We start from the raw sequence: 20,147 nt of genomic DNA, 5'->3' as shown, positions 1-20,147 counted from the left end.
TCTCTGGCGGGACGCTCGCGTCCCGCCACCTTCGTGTTGAAATTACTTGACGATTTCGATGCCGGTCTCGTCAGCCGCTTCCTCGAGTGAACCAAGGTTCGTCACGTTCGTGAACCCGTTGTCCTCCATGAGAGCCTGAGCCTGACCTGCACGATTTCCCGATCGGCAGTAGATCAGGTACTCGGCGTCCGGATCCATCGTGGTGACCTGCGAGGCGAACTCCCCCGTGTTCCACGGCACGAGTTCGGCGCCATCGAGATGCCCCGCGTCCCACTCGCTCTGATCGCGCACATCGATGATGATCGCGCTCTCGGATACGGCGCCGCCGCTGTCGGCGTCGTCGGAACATGCCGCAAGACCAAACATGGCTGACAGTGCAAGAAGCACTCCAATGATGCGCGCCCTCATACGTTGAATCCTAGTGCGCGCAACTGCTCACGGCCGTCGTCGGTAATGCGCTCGGGACCCCACGGCGGAAGCCACACCCAGTTGATGCGGAAGTCGTCCACGAGGCCGGCCACCGCCTGGTGCGCCTGCTCCTCGATGACGTCCGTCAGCGGGCAGGCCGCCGACGTCAAAGTCATATCCGCAATCGCCGAGTTACCGTCGAGTGTGATGCCGTACAGGAGGCCGAGATCAACGATGTTGATCCCCAGCTCCGGATCGATCACATCCTTGAGCGCCTCAACGAGGTCCTCATCGGTCGGTGGGGTAACTGTTGAATTCTCAGTCACATTGATCTCCTGTCCTTATTCGGTAGCCTGATTCGTGGCGTCGCGAAGGGCCATCCAGCCGAGCAACGCGCACTTGATGCGCATCGGGAACTTTGACACTCCCTGGAGCGATGACGCGTCCTCGAGCAGGTCGGCGTCTTCGTCCGAGATCTCACTGCCGCGCGTATCCATCATGTGGCGGAATGTCTCGTAGAGCTTGTCGAAGTCCTCAAGCGACTTGTGTTCCACGAGTTCGCTCATCATCGAGATCGACGCCTGCGAGATGGAGCATCCGTGCCCCGCCCACGCGATCTCGGCGATCTGCCCGTCACGCACGTTGACCTGATAGGTCACCTGGTCGCCGCACGTCGGGTTCACTTGGAATGATTCGCCGTCCGGATCATCGAGCTCGCCCTCGCCGTAACGCTCGCGCGCCGCGTCGAGAATGATCTCTTGGTACATCTGTTCAAGTTCGTTCAACGTAGCTCCTCGTCCTCAAGGCCGAAATACGAGCGTACACGTGCCAGCGCCTCGAGGAAACGGTCGACTTCTTCCGCCGTATTATACGGGGCGAACGACGCGCGGCTCGATGCGTGCACGCCGAAGTGCTGGTGAATCGGCTGAGCGCAGTGGTGTCCGACGCGGATGGCAAAGCCTTGCGCATCCAGCACCTGACCGACGTCGTGCGGGTGAACGCCCTCGACGTCGAAGGCGACGACGCCGAGGCGTTGGTCCGGACTGGTCGGGCCTAGTACTCGCACGCCCGGGATCTGAGTGATGCCCTCAAGCGCGCGCTTCGTCAGCTCGTATTCATGGCGCTCAACCGCGTCCATGCCGATGTTCATGAGGTATTCGGCCGCAACGCCCATTCCCACTACCTGTGCGACCGGCTGGGTACCGGCCTCGAAACGAGCGGGCGGATTGGCGTACGTGGTCTTATCCATGCGGACGATCTCAACCATCGAACCGCCGAACAAGAACGGCGGCATGGCCTCGAGCAACTCGGTGCGGCCGTACAGGGCGCCAATTCCGGTCGGGCCGAGCATCTTGTGCCCGGAGAACGCGGCGAAGTCGACGTCGAGCGCGTGGAGATCGACCGGGATGTGCGGCACGGACTGGCACGCGTCAAGTACCGTCACTGCGCCAACGGCCTGCGCTCGCGCGACGATCTCGTCGACCGGCGATACCGCACCCGTCACATTGGACACGTGCGTAAACGCGACGACCTTCGTATTCTCATCGATCACGCCGTCAGCGACGTCGATCCGGCCGTCCTCGGTCAGATCAAACCAGCGCAACTCGGCGCCCGTCCGGATGCACAGCTCCTGCCACGGGATGAGGTTAGCGTGGTGCTCTGCCGCGGTGATGACGACGTTATCGCCCTCGCGAAGCGTCAGCCGCTCTTGGATCGCGCTCAGGCGTTCCTTCTTCTTGCGTCCGCCGCGCACGACGGCCTCGCCGCGACCACGCGAGATGTCGTCGATGACGTAGGCGATGAGGTTGAGCGCCTCCGTCGAATTCTTCGTCCACACGATCTCCTCGGGGTCCGCACCCACGAGGCGCGCAACCGATTCGCGCGCCTTCTCGTAGGCGATCGTGGACTCGGCGGCCAGAGTGTGCGAGCCGCGCTTGACTGCACCGTTGGAGTGCATTTCTTGGTGAGTAACCGCGTCCATCACAACCTGGGGCTTTTGCGAGGTCGCGCCAGAATCTAAGTAGACGAGGGTCTCCCCGCCCGGCACGGTTCTGTGCAGGGCGGGGAAATCCTCGCGAGGAGCTGGTGTGCTCATTTAAGCGATCGCTGCCTCAAAGCGCTCGTAGCCGTTGGCTTCGAGCTCGTCAGCAAGCTCCGGGCCGCCGGACTCGGCAACGCGGCCGTCAACGAAGACGTGCACGTGATCGGGCTTGATGTAGCGCAGAATACGCGTGTAGTGGGTAATGAGCATGATGCCGTTACCGTTGGCCTCGTGAACGCGGTTAACGCCCTCGGAGACGAGGCGCAGCGCGTCGACGTCGAGGCCCGAATCCGTCTCGTCGAGAACGGCGAACTTCGGCTTGAGCATCTCCATCTGAAGGATCTCGAGGCGCTTCTTCTCGCCGCCGGAGAATCCGACGTTGAGGTCGCGGCTCGCCCAGTCCTTGTCCGCCTTGAAGTTGTCCATCGCCGTGTTGATGTCCTTGATCCACGTGCGCAGCTTGGGAGCCTCGCCGTCGATCGCGGTCTTGGCTGAGCGCAGGAAGTTGGTGACGGTCACGCCAGGGACCTCAACCGGGTACTGCATCGCGAGGAAGAGGCCGGCGTGTGCACGCTCGTCCGGATCCATCTCTTCGATGTTTTCACCGTCGAGGAGGATCTCACCATCGGTGATCTCGTAGTCGGGGTGACCAGCGATCGCGTAGGCGAGCGTGGACTTGCCCGAGCCGTTCGGACCCATGATGGCGTGGATCTCGCCATGGTGGATGGTGAGGTTGACGCCCTTGAGGATCTGAAGTGGGCCGTCCTGAGTTTCCACGGACACGTGGAGGTTCTTGATTTCCAGAGTAGACACGTTATCTTTTCTTTCAGTTAGTGCGCGGTGCGCGAATTCTTATCGACTATTCAACGGTGATGTAGACGTCGTCGCCGTCCACACGCACCTGGTAGGTCTTGACCGGCGCTGACGCCGGAGGGTTCATTGCCTCGCCGGTATGGAGGTCGAAGCTTGAGCCATGGCGCGTGCATTCGATCGTCTCGTCCTCGACGTCGCCCTGCGAGAGCTTGAAGCGCCCGTGGGAGCAACGATCGTCGACGGCGAACCAGCGGCCGCTATTCGCGTGAATAACGGCCAGTGCGAGCGGCAGTGGCTTTCCGGGGATGTCGATGGCAACGGCCTCGACGCTCCCTGGCTCCACATCACTCGCGTGGCACGCGATGTACTCAGGCATTTTGCAACTCCAGTGCGATGTCGAGTTCTGCTTCGATCGATTCCATGAGCTTGTTCTGCACCGAGTCAACGCCGATCTGGTTGATGAGCTCGGCGAAGAATCCGCGCACGACCAGGCGGCGTGCCTGATCCTCCGGAATTCCGCGCGAACGCAGGTAGAACAGCTGGTTCTCGTCGAAGTATGCGGTAGCCGAGGCGTGGCCAGCACCCTCAATCTCGCCCGTCTCGATCTCGAGGTTCGGCACCGAGTCGGCCCGCGATCCATCCGTGAGGATGAGGTTGCGGTTCTCCTCGTAGGTATCCGTACCCTCGGCCTCCTTGCGGATCACGACGTCGCCCACCCACACGGAGTGCGCGTCGTCGCCCTGCAGCGCGCCCTTGTATGTCGAATTCGACGAACACTTGGGCACGTTGTGCTCCATGAGCAGGCGGTTCTCAATGTGCTGTCCCTCGTCCACGTAGTACGCGCCGAGCATGTTGAGATCGGCGCCTTCGCCGGAAAAGTCCGACGACGACGTGACGCGCACCAGATCGCCACCCAGGGAGACGACGATGTGCTTCAGCGAAGCGTCGCGGCCCACGCGCATGCGGTGCGAGGCGACGTGAACGGCGTCGTCATCCCAATCCTGGATCGACACGACCGTGAGGTTAGCGCCGTCGCCGACCTGAACCTCAACGCCCTGTGCGAGGCGAGCCGAGCCGGTGTGGTTGAGCACCACGGTCGCCTTCGAATGCAGCTCCGCCTTGATCAGGAGGTGCATTGACGCGACGTCGGTCGAGCCATCTCCCGTGATGTTCACGGTGACCTCGCGATCGAGCTCCACCTCTTTGGGGATCGTCAGAACGTGGGCCTGCTCGACCGAGTTCCAGGCAAGAGCCGCAACGCGGTCTTCCGGAGCAACGGTCTGGCCAAGCCTCTCGTCGTCGCGAGACACAGTTTCAAACTGAGCCTCGCCGTCCACCGTGACGTCCGGGGCAACGCCGGTCGTCTTATCAACAAAGAAATCTTCCATGCGCTCCACGGGTGTGAAGCGCCAAATCTCTTCCGTCCCCTGAGGAATCGGGTGTTCTCCCAAGTCAAAGGAGCGGCCGCGGTCCGCAAGGGACGAGCCGGTTGTCTTAGTATTCGTCATGTTTAACCGACGGATCCTTCCATCTGAAGTCCAATGAGGCGATTGAGTTCGAGGGCGTACTCCATGGGGAGTTCGCGGGCGATTGGCTCAACGAAGCCGCGCACAATCATCGCGTAGGCTTCGGTTTCGTCAATGCCACGGCTCATCAAGTAGAACAGCTGATCTGCCGAGACCTTCGAGACGGTAGCCTCGTGGCCCATCTCGGCGTCGCCCACGCGGACGTCCACGTACGGGTACGTATCCGAACGCGAGATCGTGTCCACTAGCAGCGCATCACACAGCACCGACGACTTGGCCTGCTGAGCGTTCTCGTTGACCTGAACAAGGCCGCGGTAGGCAGAGCGCCCGCCGCCACGTGCAACCGACTTCGCCACGATGTTCGAGTGGGTGTTTGGCGCGTTGTGGACCATCTTCGAGCCGGTCTCCTGGTGCTGGCCAGCGCCGGCGAACGCGATCGAGAGCGTCTCGCCGCGTGCGTGCTCGCCCTGAAGGTAGACGGCCGGGTACTTCATGGTGACCTTCGAGCCGATGTTGCCGTCGATCCACTCCATGAGGCCGCCTTCTTCAACCATCGCACGCTTGGTGACGAGGTTGTAGACGTTGTTCGACCAGTTCTGGATCGTCGTGTAGCGAACCTTGGCGTCCTTCTTGACGAAGATCTCGACGTTCGCCGCGTGCAGCGAGTCCGAGGAGTAGATCGGCGCGGTACAGCCCTCAACGTAGTGGACGGATGAACCCTCGTCCGCGATGATGAGCGTGCGCTCGAACTGGCCCATGTTCTCCGTGTTGATGCGGAAGTAGGCCTGGAGCGGGATCTCGACGTGGACGCCCGGCGGGACATACACGAACGAACCGCCCGACCACACGGCCGAGTTCAGCGAGGCGAACTTGTTGTCACCAAGCGGGATTGCCGTTCCGAAGTATTCCTTGACGATCTCAGGGTGCTCCTTGAGGCCGGTATCCATATCAAGGAAGATCACGCCCTGCTCCTCCAGGTCCTCGCGGATCTGGTGGTAGACGACCTCCGACTCGTACTGCGCCGCCACGCCTGCCACGAGACGCTGCTGCTCAGCTTCGGGGATGCCGAGGCGATCGTAGGTGATCTTGATATCTTCAGGAAGATCGTCCCACGAGGTAGCCACGCGCTCGGTCGAGCGGACGAAGTACTTGATGTTGTCGAAATCAATATCCGACAGATCAGCGCCCCACGTGGGGAGTGGGCGGCGTTCGAAGAGCTTGAGAGCCTTCAGACGCTTTTCCAGCATCCACTCTGGTTCCTCCTTGAGCGCAGAAATCCTACGCACAACGTCCTCACTCAGACCCCTTTCGGCAGCTTCCGCCTCAGGGTTCTCGTCATGCCACCCATATTGGTAATTGCCAATTGAGGCACTTGTTTCTTCCTGGGTCAAACCTTCGCTTTTACCCGGTGCGATTTGGGTCATCAGTTTCCTTCCAAGACGCCGCCCGAGGGCGGTGTTGTAGAAGCACGCTCCGAAGGGCGTGCGGTTTTGCGCGAACGATCTCGCAAGTTTCTAGGGATGCCAAGAGGAATGTTCGTGGTACACACGTGTCCGCCGCTCGCAATTGTTGACAGCCGCTGGATGGGAACGCCCAACAGGCGGGCGAAGGCTTCCGTTTCGGCCTCGCACAGCAGCGGGTATTCTTCGGCAATTTCGTGCACTGGGCAGTGGCCTTGGCAAATCTGGATCGACAGGGCGTTGGGTCCGCCGCGGCGCAGGGTCGCGACGTAGCCGTCCTTGCTCAACGCGTCGGTCAGAGCCGCCGCGCGCTCTGCTGACGTGGTGCCAGCGGCGTCGATCATCGGGCCGTAGCGCTGTTCCAGCGCGCGAGCACGGGCGTGAATGAATCGTTCAAGCCCTTCTTCACCCATCGAATCGCGGACGAATCCGAGAGCGTGGGAGGCAAGGTCAGAGTAGCCCTGACCGAGCTGGCTTTGGCCTTCTGCGGTAGCGACGTACTGGCGCGAGGGGCGTCCGCGGCGTGCAGGTCCCTTCGCCGGACCATCGTATTCCTCGATGTAATCGTCCTTGACGAGAACACCGATGTGACGGCGTACTGCCGCTGGCGTCAACACGAGGATTTTCGCGAGGTCGCCGGCCGTAATAGGCCCGCGTTCGACAATTAATCGGAGAATTTGTTCGTATGTTCCCTGATCACTGTTCACTCACATCACCTCGCTTTCCTATTAAGCAACATCTTTGTTGCTTTATTCCAAATAAGCAAGTCATGACCATGGTGTGTAGCATCGAATTTCTCACACGGACACCGCGCTGACCCGCGCTTTTCCCGGGTTTGCGAAGGATGTCCGGTGGCTGAGGTTCAGCTCACCAGGGCACCGCCCACGGAGTTCTTGGCGCTACTACGCTCTTAGACTTGCGCTACTGCTCGGAGATGGGCAGATGGATTTCGTCGAAGAGATCAAGCCCGCGGTCAAGGGCGACGTTCGCCGCCAAAATTCCGGCAACGAGCGTGGGGCTCGTCAGGTGCCCGGCCATCACGGCATCGGTCACGTGGTGCAGGCCGACCCATTCCACGACGATCTCGGCCTCTTCGGCCTCGCGGGTGAATTCGCCGAGCGGGGCCTCCTCGATGTCGAGCGCGAGGTAGATGCCAAGATCTTCATTCGACACGCCGGGCGAGGTCACGAAATTGACGAGCCTGATCCAGCGCGAGGCGCCATAGTCTGTTTCCTCGCGCAGTTCGCGCGCGGCCGTATGTACCTCTGCCTCGCCCTGCTCGTCGCACAAGCCTGCCGGGATTTCCCACATGATGCGCTTGGGTGAATGACGATACTGGCGAATGAGGAGGACGTCCCACTCCTCCTCGTCGTGGTCGGAGGGCCTGAGCGCGACGATCGCTACGGCGTCGTCGTGATTCATCCACTGGCGCCGGGCGACGTCTCCGGACGCAAATTCAATCTCGTCGTCGTAAATCGTGAAGATCGGGCCGCGAAAGCGCTCGATCCTCTCGCGGACGCGGACGTGGTCGGGTGCTGGGGTATCGCGAATCTCCTTCATCACTCCTCCACCCTATCGGATGTCGACAGGCTCGAAAGTGCTCGGCGGTCGGCGCCGTAGATGCAGGCCGCAGCCGTACCGACGAGAATCAGCCCGCCGAGCGCAGCCGCGGCGAACGCGCTGAGTAGCGAGCCGTGGCCGACGTCGAGGACGCGGTTCACAAGCCACAGCGTCCCGGCTCCCGCAACGGCGAGCGCGGGTGCAAGAATCGCCCCGAGGCGCGCTATTCCGCGCGTCGCGCGCTCCCCCAGCTCCCCGCGAATCATCACGAGCACGGCTAGCGCCCCGATCGTCAGGCCCGCCGACATGGCAATTCCGATTGCGCTGAGCGTATCGGTTCGCCCCTGCACTCCCATCGCGTAGGCGATGACGAGAGCCACGACGACGACGCCCCACGCGAGCGAGTTGGAAGCCACGACCCTGCCGGGAGCGTCTTGCGCGTACAGCACCCGCGCGCCGTGGTAAAGCAGCGAGAATCCGACGAGCCCGAGGGCCATCGCACGCATCGCGGTATCGAGCCCGGCGATGTCGCGGCCCATTTCGAGCACGATCTTTGCTGGCTCTGCGAGGACGAACAGGAGCGCTGCCGAGACCATCCCCATCGCAAAGACGAGACGGGTGGACCGAGCGGTCAGAGTCTGGAGCCTGTCCCCTACGGCCGCCGAGATCTGTGGGAACACCACGGTTGCGATCGGAACGGCGAGCACGGCGTAGGGCACCATGAACATGGCGTAGGCGTAGTTGAAGGCGGCGTACGTGCCGACGTCGCCGAGGCCGTTGGCCGTCACCATGATCGAGATGATGGCAATCTGCTGAGCGATGAGCGCGGCAAGTCCGGCCAGCCCGAGCCTGACAGTATGGCGGCCCGCGCCGGGCGGGAAGGTGAGCGTGGGGCGCAGCCGGGCGTACCGGCTGGCAAGAATGAGTTGCGGCAGTGAAAACAGCGCGACCCCCGCCGTCGTTCCCCAGCCTAGGAGTGCGACGGCGCCCCACGACACGGCTTCGGGATTGGCGAAGGGATCCGCCATGGCCGAGTATCCGAGGAATGCGGCCGTCACTGCGACGGACGACAGCAGTGGTGAGAGCGCAGGGAGAACGAAGTGGCCGTGGCTTTGCAAAACGCCGGTCGTGACCACCGAGAGGCCATACAGCGGCACTTGGATCGCAAAGATGCGAAGAAGTGTGGCAGCGAGTGCCACGATGGTCGGATCCGAGTCAGGCAAGAGGAGCGATACGATTGGCCCGGCTGCAATCGCCACGATGACGGCAATGGGCACGCCCACGACGCCGATCCATGTGAGCAACGCCGAGGCGGTTTGGTCGGCCTCGCGCGTCTTGCCCCTTGCCAGGTAGCGCGAAAGTAGTGGGATGATCGCGCCCGCCAGAGCGCCACCAGCAGCCACTTCGAACAGCACGTTGGGCACGGTATTGGCCGTGTCGTAGGCGGTGGCCACCGGCCCGTCGGAGAGCGCCCAGGATTGGGCAAGCTTGCGCACGAGACCCATGAGGCGCGAGGCGAGCGTCAATGCCGCCACGAGCCCGGCAGCGCCCGCAAGCGCCCTCGACGCCCTCATCGCGACCGGCCCAGCAAATCCAACTCTCGAAGACCCGGCGTGTTCTCGATGACGTGCGAGAACGACACCTTCTCCGATGCGGCGTTGAGCGCCACGAGGGCGGCAAGAATGCCTACTTTCACCTTCGGTGGGCAACACGCCAGAGTGACGCCCAGATGCGCGCCCAGCGCGTTCGCGCCGAGGTCACCGAGCATGGTGCGCCCATCAAGGTCGGCGGCGATACCCGCCGAGGCTGCTCCGATGGCTGCGCGCGCCGACGCCGATTCAGCGGCAGCAGGAACCGCCGCGATCGCGATTGCGGCCTTTCTGGCACGACCGGGGCGCAGATCCAGCAGGTTCATGAGATTGGCGGTAAGCGCGATAATCGCCGCGTCGAACACGGCTTCGCCGGCGCCGCCCAGAGCGTCTTTGCCGCGAGACCGTGCGAGGAGCCCAGCCGCTGCGAGGGAACCGGCACCGGCCGCGGCAATCTTCACGATGCCTGAGGACACCCGTCCTTCGCGCAGAGCGCCCAGGTGCCCTTTAAAGCCCTTACCGGTTGCCGGGAATCGCTGTTCGAGGTGATCGTCGACGTAACCTCCGGCAGCCGCCAGCACAGCGGCGATGGCTGGCGCAGCGCCCTGAGCGATGCCCGCTCTCCCGGCGACGGTGCTACCGGCGAGAAGCCCTGCCATAACATCGAGCCCGCCGGACAGCGAGGTGGTGTGCCCCGCGAAGTTCGTTCGATCCCACGAGGGCAGGGATAAATGACGTAACGCTTGCTGGGCCGCGAACGATCCGGCCGCGGCGGCTAGCCCGCTCACTATCCGTCAACCTCGTCGGTCGCCGGCTCGTCCGCCGGCTGTTCCTCGGCTGGCGCGTCCTCGGCGGGTTGCTCGTCGGCTGGTTGCCCCTCGGCGGGCTCCTCCTCGGCCGGTTGGTCTTCAGCCGGCGCGTCGACGTCGCCCTCGGGACTATCCGTGGGGCCCTCAACAGGCCCAGGAATGACGGCGAGCATTTCGGTACGCTCACCGAGCACTCGCTGCGCTCCGGCATCGAGGCCGAGGTGAATAAGGCCGTCATTGAGCTCGGTTGCCACCGCAATCGGGACGTTGATTCGTCCAACGGTGAGGTCGATGGAATCCACGGTCGAGACTTCGGTGGCCCCATCGCGCAGCGCGCGCACGATATCGCCTTCGGAATCCGCGGCACCAGCCGCGACCGTCGGTCCGCGCGTGCCGAGCTCGGTCACCAAGGCGGTGTACGTCGTCGTCGTGTATTGCTGCTGGACTTCGGCGTCTGGATCGGGCGTCTCACCGGTTGCGGGCTCCACGTCCGGCGTCAGCACGACGACGGCGTCGGACGCCTCGGTCAAGCCCTCGATAGCCATCATCGGCGTATCTGTGCCGGTCATGAGCCCGGCAAGCGTGTCATGCGTGGTCACGCCGTCACGAACGACGCTGTTAAGTGCGAGGGCCAGAACCTGATTCGTCTCCGCGTCGTCCTGCGCGCTTGGCACATAGGCCGAAATCTGATCCGCGAACGTCGTGCGGAAAGAGTTTTGCGAGGCCAAGGTCCACGTCTCGTTGATCGCCACGCGCCCGCTGACCGTCGCGCCGGATTCTTCGAGGCGCGTGCGTACCGCCGCCACGTCGTCGTCGGGCACACCCGGAAGAACCACGATGGCCACGGAGCGATCCGTCAACGTGTCGCCAATGAGCGTTGGTGCGACGTCGTCGAAGGCCTGCTCTTGGAGCGACATGGATTCCTCGAGCTCGGCGTTATCCACCTTGAGCTGCTCATTGGTCGAACGCAGATCCGATACCTGGCTCTGGAGCACGTTGCCGATCGAGTTCTGCAGCGGCCCGGCGCCCAGAATGATTCCGATCGCCAGCGCGAAGAACACGGAAATGAGTGAGACTAAGTGATACCTGAAATCAACCACGATGACACCTTAAAACAAATTCTTCAGCCACAAAACGAAGTCCGACCACCACACCCGCACGAGGTCGAACGTAATCTGGCCAGCTTCCGTGGCTGTCACGGCGGCCAGGACACCGAGCACTCCGGCGATGAGCAGGAACGCGATTTGCCAGTTAGAAATTCGGGATCGGTATAGGCGCGAGACGCCGCGTGCGTCCACGAGTTTTGAGCCAACCTGCAGCCTCGTCAGGAAGGTCGAGGCCATGCCCCGCCGGCCCTTGTCGAGGAAGTCGATGAGATTCGAGTGGGTGCCCACGGCCACGATCATTTCCGCGCCGCGACCATCCGCCAGGAGCATCGCGATATCTTCCGAGGTTCCCGTGGCAGGGAAGATCTTGTGCTCGATGCCCAGATCCTCAACGCGCTTTCGCCCTGGGGCGCTGCCGTCGCGGTAGGCGTGTACGATCACCTCGGCGCCGGACTTGAGAGTCTCGTCCGACACCGAATCCATATCGCCGATCACGACGTCGACCTCGTAACCCGCCTCGATAATCGCGTCAGCCCCGCCGTCGACTCCCACCATGAGGGGCCGGTACTCGCGAATATAGGGGCCGAGCGTGCGCAGGTCCTCCTTGTACTGGTGACCGCGCACGACGATCAGCACGTGACGCCCTTCGAAATCGGTGCTCACCTCGGGCAGACCAGCGCCATCGAGGATGAGCTCCTGCTCCTTCTCGAGGTACTCCATCGTGTTGTTCGCAAAGGCCTTGAGCTGGACGGTCATACCCGCCTTGGCGGAAATGAGGTCATCGGCGATGGTCTCCGGCGTTTGGTACGTGCCTTGGCTGATGAGCGTCTCGCCGCGGAAGACCTCGCCGTCTTGAGTGATCTTCAGCGTGTGGCCATCGCGAATATCCATGATGCCCGAGCCAAGGTTGTCGACCACGGGAATACCCGCCTCAACAAGAATCTGCGGGCCGAGGTTGGGATAGCGCCCCGACGTCGACTTCGCCGCGTTCAGAACCGCCGCCGGGCGGATTTCCACCAAGCTCTCCGCTGCCACGCGATCGACGTCTTCGTGATCGATGACGGCGACCTCGCCGGGCCTGAGCCTCTTGACGAGATTCTTGGTACGCGAATCGACACGGGCGACTCCTCCGAGCTCGTCCGCAGCGATCTCTAAATCACGGCGTCGGCGCTTAAATACCATTACTTCATCATGGCACAACGGCCGAGCGAATTAGTTCAGCCGCATGCGTGCGTGCCGCTACGGATTCCTCGTGTCCAGAGAGCATTCGGGCCAGTTCAGCCACGCGGTCCTCGCCCTCGACCACCATGACATCGGTGGAGGTGGTATTGCCCTCGGACTTCTTCGCGACGACGACGTGCTCGTGCGCATACGCAGCCACCTGGGCGAGGTGGGTCACTGTGAGGACCTGACTCGATTGGGCGACCCGCGCGAGCCTCTCACCCACGGAAAGTGCCGTCTTTCCGCCAATTCCGGCGTCGACCTCGTCGAAGACGAACGTGTGATCGGGCAGCGGATTGGCGTTGAGAGTGGTCTCGATTGCGAGCATGATGCGCGACATTTCACCACCCGACGCCGAGGTGGCAAGCGGCAAGTGCGGGGATCCCCGGTGCGGGGCAAGAAGGAAAGCGACGTCGTCAAGGCCGTGGCTCGCAGGGCTCTCAAGCGGCTCGAGACCGACGCTAAATGTGGCGTCTTTCATGGCCAGGCTGTGGAGTTCGCGGGTGACGCGCGCGGCCAGTTCGCCACCTGCCGCCCGGCGGCGCTTCGTGAGCGTTGCACCCCGAGCCGCGAGTTCTCTCCTCGCATCCTTGACCGCGATCTCGAGATCATCGAGGTGTTCATCTGGCGATGCGAGGGATGCGAGCTTGGCATCGGCTGATTCACGGCGCTCGAGGATCTCCTCGATCGTCATGCCAAGATTGCGTTGAAGCAGGCGCAGCTCGGCACGGCGTTCATGGATGCGGTTCAGCTCATCCGGATCGGCATCGAGCTCCCCGAGCTTCATTCCCAGCACGTTCGCCACATCCGAGGCGATCACCGAGGCGTCATTGAGCTGGCCGGCAAGGTCCGCAAGCTCGGCGTCGGCGCCCGACGCCTGCCGGAGCATTTGGCTGGCGGAATCAAGCGCGTACAGCGCGCCGGGCTCGGGGGCGCCGTGTTCCGAGCCTTCGAGCCCGGATATCGCCCCGGCCATGGCGGCCCGCAGGTCTTCGACGTTCTCGAGTCTGAGTGCTTTCGCCTTCAGCTCCTCTTCCTCGCCCTCCTCGGGCTTGACCGCGTCCACGCGTTTGACCAGCGCTTCGAGTGCCAGGCGCTCGGAGGCGGCCTGCTTCATGCCGTCGCGGAACTCATCGAGCTCGCGTTCTGCGGCGCGTAGCGTCTCCCACGCGATGCTGTAGCTCTCGCGCGCCTGCGCGATGTCGGACCCGCCAAATGAATCGAGCGCAGCGCGCTGTTGGCTCGCCGAACGCAATTTGAGCTGGTCCGATTGGCCGTGCACGGTCACCACATGATCAGCGATCTGTGTGAGCACCGCCATCGGCACGCTTTGCCCGCCCGCATAGGCGCGCGAACGCCCCTCTGCCGGAACGTGCCGCGCCACGATAATCGCCGCACGATCGCCGTCGATATCGACCGTTCCGCCAGCATTTTCAACAATCTCAACCACGGGCGAGTCAGCCCGCACAACGAACGTTCCCTCGACGACGGCGCGCTCAGCGCCCGCCCGCACTCGCGAGGCGTCGGCCTTCTCCCCCATGAGCAACGACAGCGAGGTGAGGGCCATCGTCTTGCCCGCGCCGGTCTCGCCGGTAATCGCCGTCATACCGTCGCGCAAATTCAAGTGCGCCGATTCGATGACGCCGAGGTTCGAGATGCGAAGTTCGTCGATCACGCCTGGTCCTTCGCGCCCCTTCGCCACCCTTCGACGGGCAGGTGGAACTTCTTGACGAGGCGCCCGGAGAACGGCGTGTCATTGAGGCGCGCGAGGCGGGCGGGATGCTTTCCCTTCACGGCGGTAATTCGCGAGCCCTCCGGAGCGTACAGCCGGCGCCGCCCGTCAAGCCAGACCACGGCGTCGTCGGAGCGGATCCCCACCTCGAGCGTTGAATCCTTGGACACCACGAGCGGGCGAGTGAACAGGGCGTGCGCTGCGATGGGCGTGAGGATCAGCGCTTCGACGTCGGGCCACACGATCGGGCCGCCGGCTGAGAAGCTGTAGGCCGTGGAGCCCGTGGGCGTCGAGAGCAGGACAGCGTCCGCCTTGAACGACGATAGTCCTCGGCCGTCCACACCAATGTCCGCCTCAATCATGCGAGCATCTTGACCCTTTTCGATCGATGCCTCGTTGAGCGCCCAGCCCGTTTCGGCGCTGCCATCGGGATGCGTGACGGTGACGTCGATGGTCAGGCGCGAGTCGACCGTCCATTCGCCGTTGATGATCGCCGTGACGACGTCGAGTAGCGACGACGGATCGGCCTCCGCGAGGAAGCCCACGTGCCCGAAGTTGATGCCGAGGATGGGAGTCTCGTAGGGCATCGCGATCTGCGCGGCCTTGAGAATCGTGCCGTCGCCTCCGATGACGAGGATGAGGTCAGTGCCCTCGAGATTCGACTCCTCATCCACATAGAAGACCTCGCCGCCAGCGGCAACGAGCCTGTCGTGGGCGATGGTGGCCGACGCCTCGGCGTCATCGCGGTGTTCGTGGGTGAGAATTCCGACGCGGACTGTCAACGCTCCTCCTTTGCTGGCGGGTGCCCTGACCCTGCCGGTCCCGACGCTACCGCTTTGTCTATCGCTTCGGCGAGATCCTCCCCAAGGTCAGTGCCTCCCGCCTTCATGTGTATAAAGTACTCGACATTTCCCGCGGGGCCGGGCAGTGGCGATGGCGCGACCGCCTGGATAGCTAGGCCTGCTTCGCGCCCGGCCAGCGCCACCTTCGTGACGGTCTCGACGTGATCGCGTGTATCACGTACGACTCCCCCTGAGCCCAAGCGGTCCTTTCCGATCTCGAACTGCGGTTTGACCATCAGCAGGAAATCGGCCGTCGCAGAAGCGACGCGAGCCAGTGGCGGGATGACGAGCGTCAGGGAGATAAACGAGAGGTCACCGACCACGAGGTCAGGCGCTGGCGCCACCATGTCAGGCGTCAGGTTTCTCACGTTCGTCCGTTCCATCACGCGCACGCGCGAATCTTCGCGAAGCCGCCACGCGAGTTGACCGTATCCGACGTCAACGGCGATTACCTCGGCTGCGCCGTTGCGTAACAGCACGTCAGTGAAGCCGCCCGTCGATGCGCCCGCATCTAGCGCGCGAATTCCCTTGATCGTCGGCGCCTGGTCGCCGAGGTATTCGAGCGCGCCGATGAGCTTGTGTGCGCCGCGCGAGGCGTAGTCGTCCCGCTCGCCCTCCGTCACGACCAGAGCCTGCGCGGGATCCATCTGGCGCGCGGGTTTCGCCACCACCATTCCATCGAGCAACACCCGGCCGGCGTGTATAAGGTCAGCCGCCTCGGCGCGTGAGCGCGCCAATTTGCGACGGACGAGCTCGGCGTCAACGCGAATGAGTTTCGCCATTTAGGCCTGCGCCCGGTTGAGTCGCGTGGTCAGCTCCTGATGCACCTTCTCCAAGTCTGCTATCTGTTGGGTGCGATCCTTGGAGGCAAGGTCCTCGAGCGTCTGCGAGACGTTAATGCGCCCGCTCTGCCCGCCCGGCTTCGGTCCGGCGGTTTTCGCCGAACCCTCAAGCTGCTCAGACATCTCTCACCACCGTGAACTGCGGCAACCAGTCGAAATCCTCACGGCTGCGGCCGGCGTCGATCTCGTGCCACACCGCGCCAACGAGAGCCCGGTATGCGTTCAGGGCGAGGACCGGCGTCGTCAATTCTTCACCGTCGACGACGATCGATTCGCCATCGATGCGCACGCGCGTCTCCCCGCACACCCACTCGTCGCCTTCGCGCTCAACGTTGGGGATCTGAATGTTGAGGTCCAGCATGTCCAAGCCGAGGAAGGTGGGCCGCTCGTATTCGGCGGCGAGCATGATATCCCGCGCAGTGTTCACGCCGGTCAACACGTGCAACGACGGCAGATCGGCAGCGTTTGCTCCGGCGATGTCCGTATCGAGGCGATCTCCCACGCAGATCGGGTTGGTAGCACCGGACTCCTTCATTGCCAGCCGGTACATGTCCGGAGCAGGCTTGCCAGATGACAGCGGTTGCACGCCAGTCGCGTGCACGACGGCCGCCACCATCGATCCACAACCCAGGTACTGGCCGCGCTCCTGCGGCAGGGTCGCATCCAAGTTCGTCGCGACGTACAGCGCACCGGCACGAATGGCCAGCGCCGCCTCGGACAGCTCGCGCCAGGACAGATCCTTGCTCATTCCCTGCAACACGACGTCCGGTTTATCGTCGGCCGAGGCAACAACTTCGAGGTCCACCTGTTCGAGCTCGTAAAAGAGCCCTTCCGTTCCCAAGGCGAGCACCTTCGATCCTGCCGGCACATGTTCTAGGGTCTGCGCGACGCCCGTTCGCGACGACGTGTAGATCTCCTCCGGCACCGCCTTGATGCCTACCGAGCCCAACTTCGTTGCCACGTTCGGCGGCGACGCCATGGAGTTATTCGTAATAAAGGCAGCCTGGTTTCCGTTCGCTTTGGCGGCCTCGATACCCTCGGGCGCGTTCTCAATCGGGGCTGATCCCCGATAGCACACGCCGTCAAGATCGAGAAAGAGATAATCGCTCGCCTCGCTCAGCGGCGTATCGCTCGTGCCTAAGTTACGCATGGGTCTTCCCCTTAGTTGTCGTCTTCTTCGACAAAATCGTCTGCCAGTTCGTCGTCGAGATCGTCGAGCTCGTCCATCTCGTTCAGGTCAAGGTCCTGATCGTCTTCGAGCGCTTGGTTAAGCTCGTCTTCGTCGAGGTTGTCGAGTGCCTCCGCCTCGCTCAGCTCGTCCGTATCAACGACGACGTCCTCGTCCGGCACATCGAACGCTCCCGTTTCAGCGAGCTCGTCCTCGGAATCGTCCTCAAAGTCCGCCTCGGACAGTTCGTCGACGTATTCGTCTTCGACGGGCTCGACGGCGTTCTCCTCGTCGAATTCCTCATCGGCAAGATCCTCGTCGGACGCCTCGTCGACTGATTCTTCGTCGTCTAGGTCTTCGTCATCGAACTCGGCATTCTCAAAATCTTCGCCGTCAAACTCGTCGCCGCCAAAGTCATCGGCGTACTCACCCTCATCTCCGTCAACCTGGACCTCGTCCGGGATGTTATCGAGCACGTCGTCGAGATCCACCATCATGTCGCCACCCTGATCTTCGTAGACCGGTTGCCAGGTCTCGCGAAGTTCATTGGCTTCATCGTCGCGGCCAAGTTCAGCGAGACGGTCGGCCTTGGTCAGCTGCACCCGCGAGGCCAGTTCTTCAGGAAGGTTGTCGATGAGGATCTTGTCCAGAACACTAAGACCGCCTTCGGAGTCGCCCGTTTCAGCACGCGCACCCGACGTGACGAGCGCGAGCTCGACCTGCGAAATCGCATTCAACCGCTGCAGCGGAATGCCTTCAATGAACCTCAGCGCCTTTTCAGCACGCCCGAGCCCTCGCTCGGAGTCAGCCTCGAGAGGCACGTGCGTGTAATCGTCGCTCATCCGGCGATAGGTACGGAGCTCACGGAGTGCTTCTGAGTATCGCTCCGTGGCATAGGCGGTGAGGCCAAGCGCCTCGCGTACAACATCGATGCGAGCAGCGCTCTGGTAGGCAGCGCGCGCATGGTCATAAGCGACCTCGGGGTCAATCTCCATCATCTCGCCGGCGTACACGAGGTGGCGCGCCACGCGGTCAGCGGTGTCTTTGTTCAGCGAACGAAGCTGCTTGCGTGCAGCTTTGTCGAGATCATCAGGTGTAATCGAATCAGGAATCTCTAGGCGGCTGTAGTCATCGGTGTCCGTGAGATTGGCTTCGACGTCGTTGCGATTGTTCCAGCGGCGCTCTTCGCCGCCATCGAATCGGTCGTCGCGCCGGTGGTCCCGGCGATCGTCCCGGTTCCAGCCACCCCGGCGATCATCACGACGATTATCCCGATCCCAGCCACCACGACCAGCTCGATCATCCCGACGGTCATCGCGGTTCCAGCCACCGCGGCGATCATCTCTGCGATCATCACGACGATCATTTCGATCCCAGCTACCACGGCGATCATCACGACGATCGTTACGATCCCAGTTGCCACGACGGTCATCGCGGCGATTGTCTCGGTTCCAGTTGCCACGGCCACCACGATCGTCCCTACGATCGTTACGGTCCCAGTTACCGCGCCGATCATCACGACGGTTATCCCGATCCCAGTTACCACGACTACCACGATCGTCGCGGCGGTCATCACGGTTCCAGTTGCCACGGCGATCATCGCGGCGATTGTCCCGGCTCCAGTTGTTACGACCACCACGATCGTCCCTACGATCGTTACGATCCCACGATCCACGGCGATCATCACGACGGTCATCACGGTTCCAATTACCACGACGATCATCACGACGGTCATCACGACGGTCATCACGGTTCCAGTTGCCACGACGATCATCACGGCGATTATCTCGGTTCCAGTTACCACGACCACCACGATCGTCCCTACGATCGTCCCTACGATCGTTACGATCCCACGATCCGCGACGATCATCACGACGGTTATCGCGATCCCAGCCACCGCGGCCACCACGATCATCACGGCGGTCATCACGATTCCAGTTGCCACGACCACCACGATCGTCTCGACGATCATTTCGGTCCCAGCCACCGCGGCCACCACGGTCATCGCGCCGGTCATCACGATTCCAGTTGCCACGACGGTCGTCGCGTCGGCCGTCACTGTCGCGATTGCCGCGACGATCTCGACCGTCCCATCGATCTGGACGACGATCGCCGCGCCTATCGTTGCGGTCACCGCGACCCTGGCCACGCCGGCCGGCAGGCTGCCACCCCGAGGAGTTCTTCTCGCCGTTTTGAGCGTTCTCGAAATTTTCGTTTTCTGACATGACTTCCTCTGGGGTTAAGTTTTCAAACAGCTATTGTGCGTCTTGGTTAAGCTTACCGGATAGGTGATCCAATGAGCGCGGTTCGAACCTGAGACCATGGCGACAAGCCGAATCTCAGAAAGCAAAAAGTTGCGCGGGCAATAAGAGTCCTGCGTTCGGGTTTTTTTGGGGTGTGAAAAGAGTGGAGGGGGTGTGTGAACCGTGTGGTTCGCACTCCCCCTCCACTGAGGTGTGATAGCGGCGGTGTCCTACTCTCCCACACCCTCTCGAGTGCAGTACCATCGGCGCTGGTGGGCTTAGCTTCCGGGTTCGGAATGGGACCGGGCGTTTCCCCACCGCTATTGCCACCGCTAAAGATCTGGGAACCGTGTCCTGCCATGGCAGGGGTGGTGGTCCAGAATTGTATAGTAGATGCGAGATCGTTACATTCGTGTTTTGGTAAGTGATTGGCCAATTAGTACCAGTCAGCTCAGCCCATTACTGGGCTTACACATCTGGCCTATCAACCCCATGGTCTATAGGGGGCCTTCCAACACTCAAGGTGTCAAGGAAACGTTATCTTGAAGCAGGCTTCCCACTTAGATGCTTTCAGCGGTTATCCTTCCCGAACGTAGCCAACCAGCCATGCACCTGGCGGTACAACTGGCACACCAGAGGTTCGTCCGTCCCGGTCCTCTCGTACTAGGGACAGCCCTTCTCACGTTTCCAACGCGCGCAGCGGATAGGGACCGAACTGTCTCACGACGTTCTGAACCCAGCTCGCGTACCGCTTTAATGGGCGAACAGCCCAACCCTTGGGAAGTCT

21 protein-coding genes and 2 rRNA genes are annotated in these 20,147 nt (G+C 62.5%); all 23 read right to left on the bottom strand.

Translation table 11 applies throughout. The features are described from left to right. Nucleotides 1–42: 42 nt before the first annotated feature. Nucleotides 43–408 (bottom strand): rhodanese-like domain-containing protein, encoded by a 366-nt coding sequence (locus tag ACHFFR_RS09680; RefSeq protein WP_394264057.1) that lies wholly within the window; start codon nucleotides 406–408, stop codon nucleotides 43–45. Beyond that, nucleotides 405–734, bottom strand: coding sequence for a metal-sulfur cluster assembly factor (locus ACHFFR_RS09675; protein WP_394264056.1), 330 nt, complete (start codon nucleotides 732–734; stop codon nucleotides 405–407). Before ACHFFR_RS09675 ends, ACHFFR_RS09680 begins: the two co-directional genes overlap by 4 nt. A 15-nt stretch (nucleotides 735–749) precedes the next feature. Then, on the bottom strand, nucleotides 750–1,193 hold the full coding sequence (sufU, locus tag ACHFFR_RS09670) for a Fe-S cluster assembly sulfur transfer protein SufU (RefSeq protein ID WP_394264055.1): 444 nt from the start codon (nucleotides 1,191–1,193) through the stop codon (nucleotides 750–752). Further along, a complete protein-coding gene (locus ACHFFR_RS09665) occupies nucleotides 1,190–2,503 on the bottom strand; it encodes a SufS family cysteine desulfurase (RefSeq protein ID WP_394264054.1) in 1,314 nt (437 codons plus the stop codon). The genes sufU and ACHFFR_RS09665 overlap by 4 nt, the downstream gene beginning before the upstream one ends. Next, complete coding sequence (sufC, locus tag ACHFFR_RS09660) at nucleotides 2,504–3,262, bottom strand: Fe-S cluster assembly ATPase SufC (RefSeq protein ID WP_394264053.1); 759 nt, start codon at nucleotides 3,260–3,262, stop codon at nucleotides 2,504–2,506. A 46-nt stretch (nucleotides 3,263–3,308) separates the two neighbouring features. Beyond that, nucleotides 3,309–3,638: a Rieske (2Fe-2S) protein gene (locus tag ACHFFR_RS09655; RefSeq protein ID WP_394264052.1), complete on the bottom strand. Its 330-nt coding sequence runs from the start codon at nucleotides 3,636–3,638 to the stop codon at nucleotides 3,309–3,311. Beyond that, a complete protein-coding gene (sufD, locus tag ACHFFR_RS09650; protein WP_394264051.1) occupies nucleotides 3,631–4,770 on the bottom strand; it encodes a Fe-S cluster assembly protein SufD in 1,140 nt (379 codons plus the stop codon). Before sufD ends, ACHFFR_RS09655 begins: the two co-directional genes overlap by 8 nt. 2 nt (nucleotides 4,771–4,772) lie before the next feature. Continuing rightward, nucleotides 4,773–6,212, bottom strand: a complete 1,440-nt coding sequence (gene sufB, locus ACHFFR_RS09645) for a Fe-S cluster assembly protein SufB (protein ID WP_394264050.1) — start codon at nucleotides 6,210–6,212, stop codon at nucleotides 4,773–4,775. Beyond that, a complete protein-coding gene (locus ACHFFR_RS09640; RefSeq protein WP_394264049.1) occupies nucleotides 6,212–6,955 on the bottom strand; it encodes a helix-turn-helix transcriptional regulator in 744 nt (247 codons plus the stop codon). Before ACHFFR_RS09640 ends, sufB begins: the two co-directional genes overlap by 1 nt. 214 nt (nucleotides 6,956–7,169) lie before the next feature. Continuing rightward, complete coding sequence (locus ACHFFR_RS09635) at nucleotides 7,170–7,808, bottom strand: NUDIX domain-containing protein (RefSeq protein WP_394264048.1); 639 nt, start codon at nucleotides 7,806–7,808, stop codon at nucleotides 7,170–7,172. Further along, nucleotides 7,808–9,382, bottom strand: a complete 1,575-nt coding sequence (gene murJ, locus ACHFFR_RS09630; RefSeq protein WP_394264047.1) for a murein biosynthesis integral membrane protein MurJ — start codon at nucleotides 9,380–9,382, stop codon at nucleotides 7,808–7,810. The genes ACHFFR_RS09635 and murJ overlap by 1 nt, the downstream gene beginning before the upstream one ends. Continuing rightward, nucleotides 9,379–10,185 carry a hypothetical protein gene (locus tag ACHFFR_RS09625; protein WP_394264046.1) on the bottom strand — a complete coding sequence of 269 codons (807 nt, stop codon included), beginning with the start codon at nucleotides 10,183–10,185 and terminating at the stop codon, nucleotides 9,379–9,381. The genes murJ and ACHFFR_RS09625 overlap by 4 nt, the downstream gene beginning before the upstream one ends. After that, a complete protein-coding gene (locus tag ACHFFR_RS09620; protein ID WP_394264045.1) occupies nucleotides 10,185–11,306 on the bottom strand; it encodes a copper transporter in 1,122 nt (373 codons plus the stop codon). Before ACHFFR_RS09620 ends, ACHFFR_RS09625 begins: the two co-directional genes overlap by 1 nt. Before the next feature lie 9 nt (nucleotides 11,307–11,315). Beyond that, nucleotides 11,316–12,494 (bottom strand): putative cytokinetic ring protein SteA, encoded by a 1,179-nt coding sequence (gene steA, locus ACHFFR_RS09615; protein WP_394264044.1) that lies wholly within the window; start codon nucleotides 12,492–12,494, stop codon nucleotides 11,316–11,318. A gap of 7 nt (nucleotides 12,495–12,501) precedes the next feature. After that, nucleotides 12,502–14,208 (bottom strand): DNA repair protein RecN, encoded by a 1,707-nt coding sequence (recN, locus tag ACHFFR_RS09610; RefSeq protein ID WP_394264043.1) that lies wholly within the window; start codon nucleotides 14,206–14,208, stop codon nucleotides 12,502–12,504. After that, nucleotides 14,205–15,047, bottom strand: a complete 843-nt coding sequence (locus ACHFFR_RS09605; protein ID WP_394264042.1) for an NAD kinase — start codon at nucleotides 15,045–15,047, stop codon at nucleotides 14,205–14,207. The genes recN and ACHFFR_RS09605 overlap by 4 nt, the downstream gene beginning before the upstream one ends. Continuing rightward, on the bottom strand, nucleotides 15,044–15,889 hold the full coding sequence (locus ACHFFR_RS09600; RefSeq protein WP_394264041.1) for a TlyA family RNA methyltransferase: 846 nt from the start codon (nucleotides 15,887–15,889) through the stop codon (nucleotides 15,044–15,046). The genes ACHFFR_RS09605 and ACHFFR_RS09600 overlap by 4 nt, the downstream gene beginning before the upstream one ends. Next, a complete protein-coding gene (locus ACHFFR_RS09595) occupies nucleotides 15,890–16,072 on the bottom strand; it encodes a hypothetical protein (protein ID WP_394264040.1) in 183 nt (60 codons plus the stop codon). It abuts the gene before it with no gap. Next, entirely contained in the window at nucleotides 16,065–17,099 is a 1,035-nt protein-coding gene (locus tag ACHFFR_RS09590; protein ID WP_394264039.1) for an HAD-IIA family hydrolase, read from the bottom strand. Before ACHFFR_RS09590 ends, ACHFFR_RS09595 begins: the two co-directional genes overlap by 8 nt. Before the next feature lie 11 nt (nucleotides 17,100–17,110). Then, nucleotides 17,111–18,145: a hypothetical protein gene (locus ACHFFR_RS09585; protein WP_394264038.1), complete on the bottom strand. Its 1,035-nt coding sequence runs from the start codon at nucleotides 18,143–18,145 to the stop codon at nucleotides 17,111–17,113. Between the two features lie 86 nt (nucleotides 18,146–18,231). Then, nucleotides 18,232–19,251 carry a hypothetical protein gene (locus ACHFFR_RS09580; protein WP_394264037.1) on the bottom strand — a complete coding sequence of 340 codons (1,020 nt, stop codon included), beginning with the start codon at nucleotides 19,249–19,251 and terminating at the stop codon, nucleotides 18,232–18,234. 326 nt (nucleotides 19,252–19,577) lie between these two features. Continuing rightward, a 5S ribosomal RNA gene (gene rrf, locus ACHFFR_RS09575) occupies nucleotides 19,578–19,694 on the bottom strand. A gap of 82 nt (nucleotides 19,695–19,776) precedes the next feature. Beyond that, nucleotides 19,777–20,147, bottom strand: a 23S ribosomal RNA gene (locus ACHFFR_RS09570); the annotation flags it as partial.

It is taken from the genome of Trueperella sp., from assembly GCF_043424875.1.
Taxonomy (GTDB): domain Bacteria; phylum Actinomycetota; class Actinomycetes; order Actinomycetales; family Actinomycetaceae; genus Trueperella.
The sequence above is the reverse complement of the archived record's forward strand: the minus strand, read 5'-3'. Positions and strand labels throughout refer to the sequence as shown.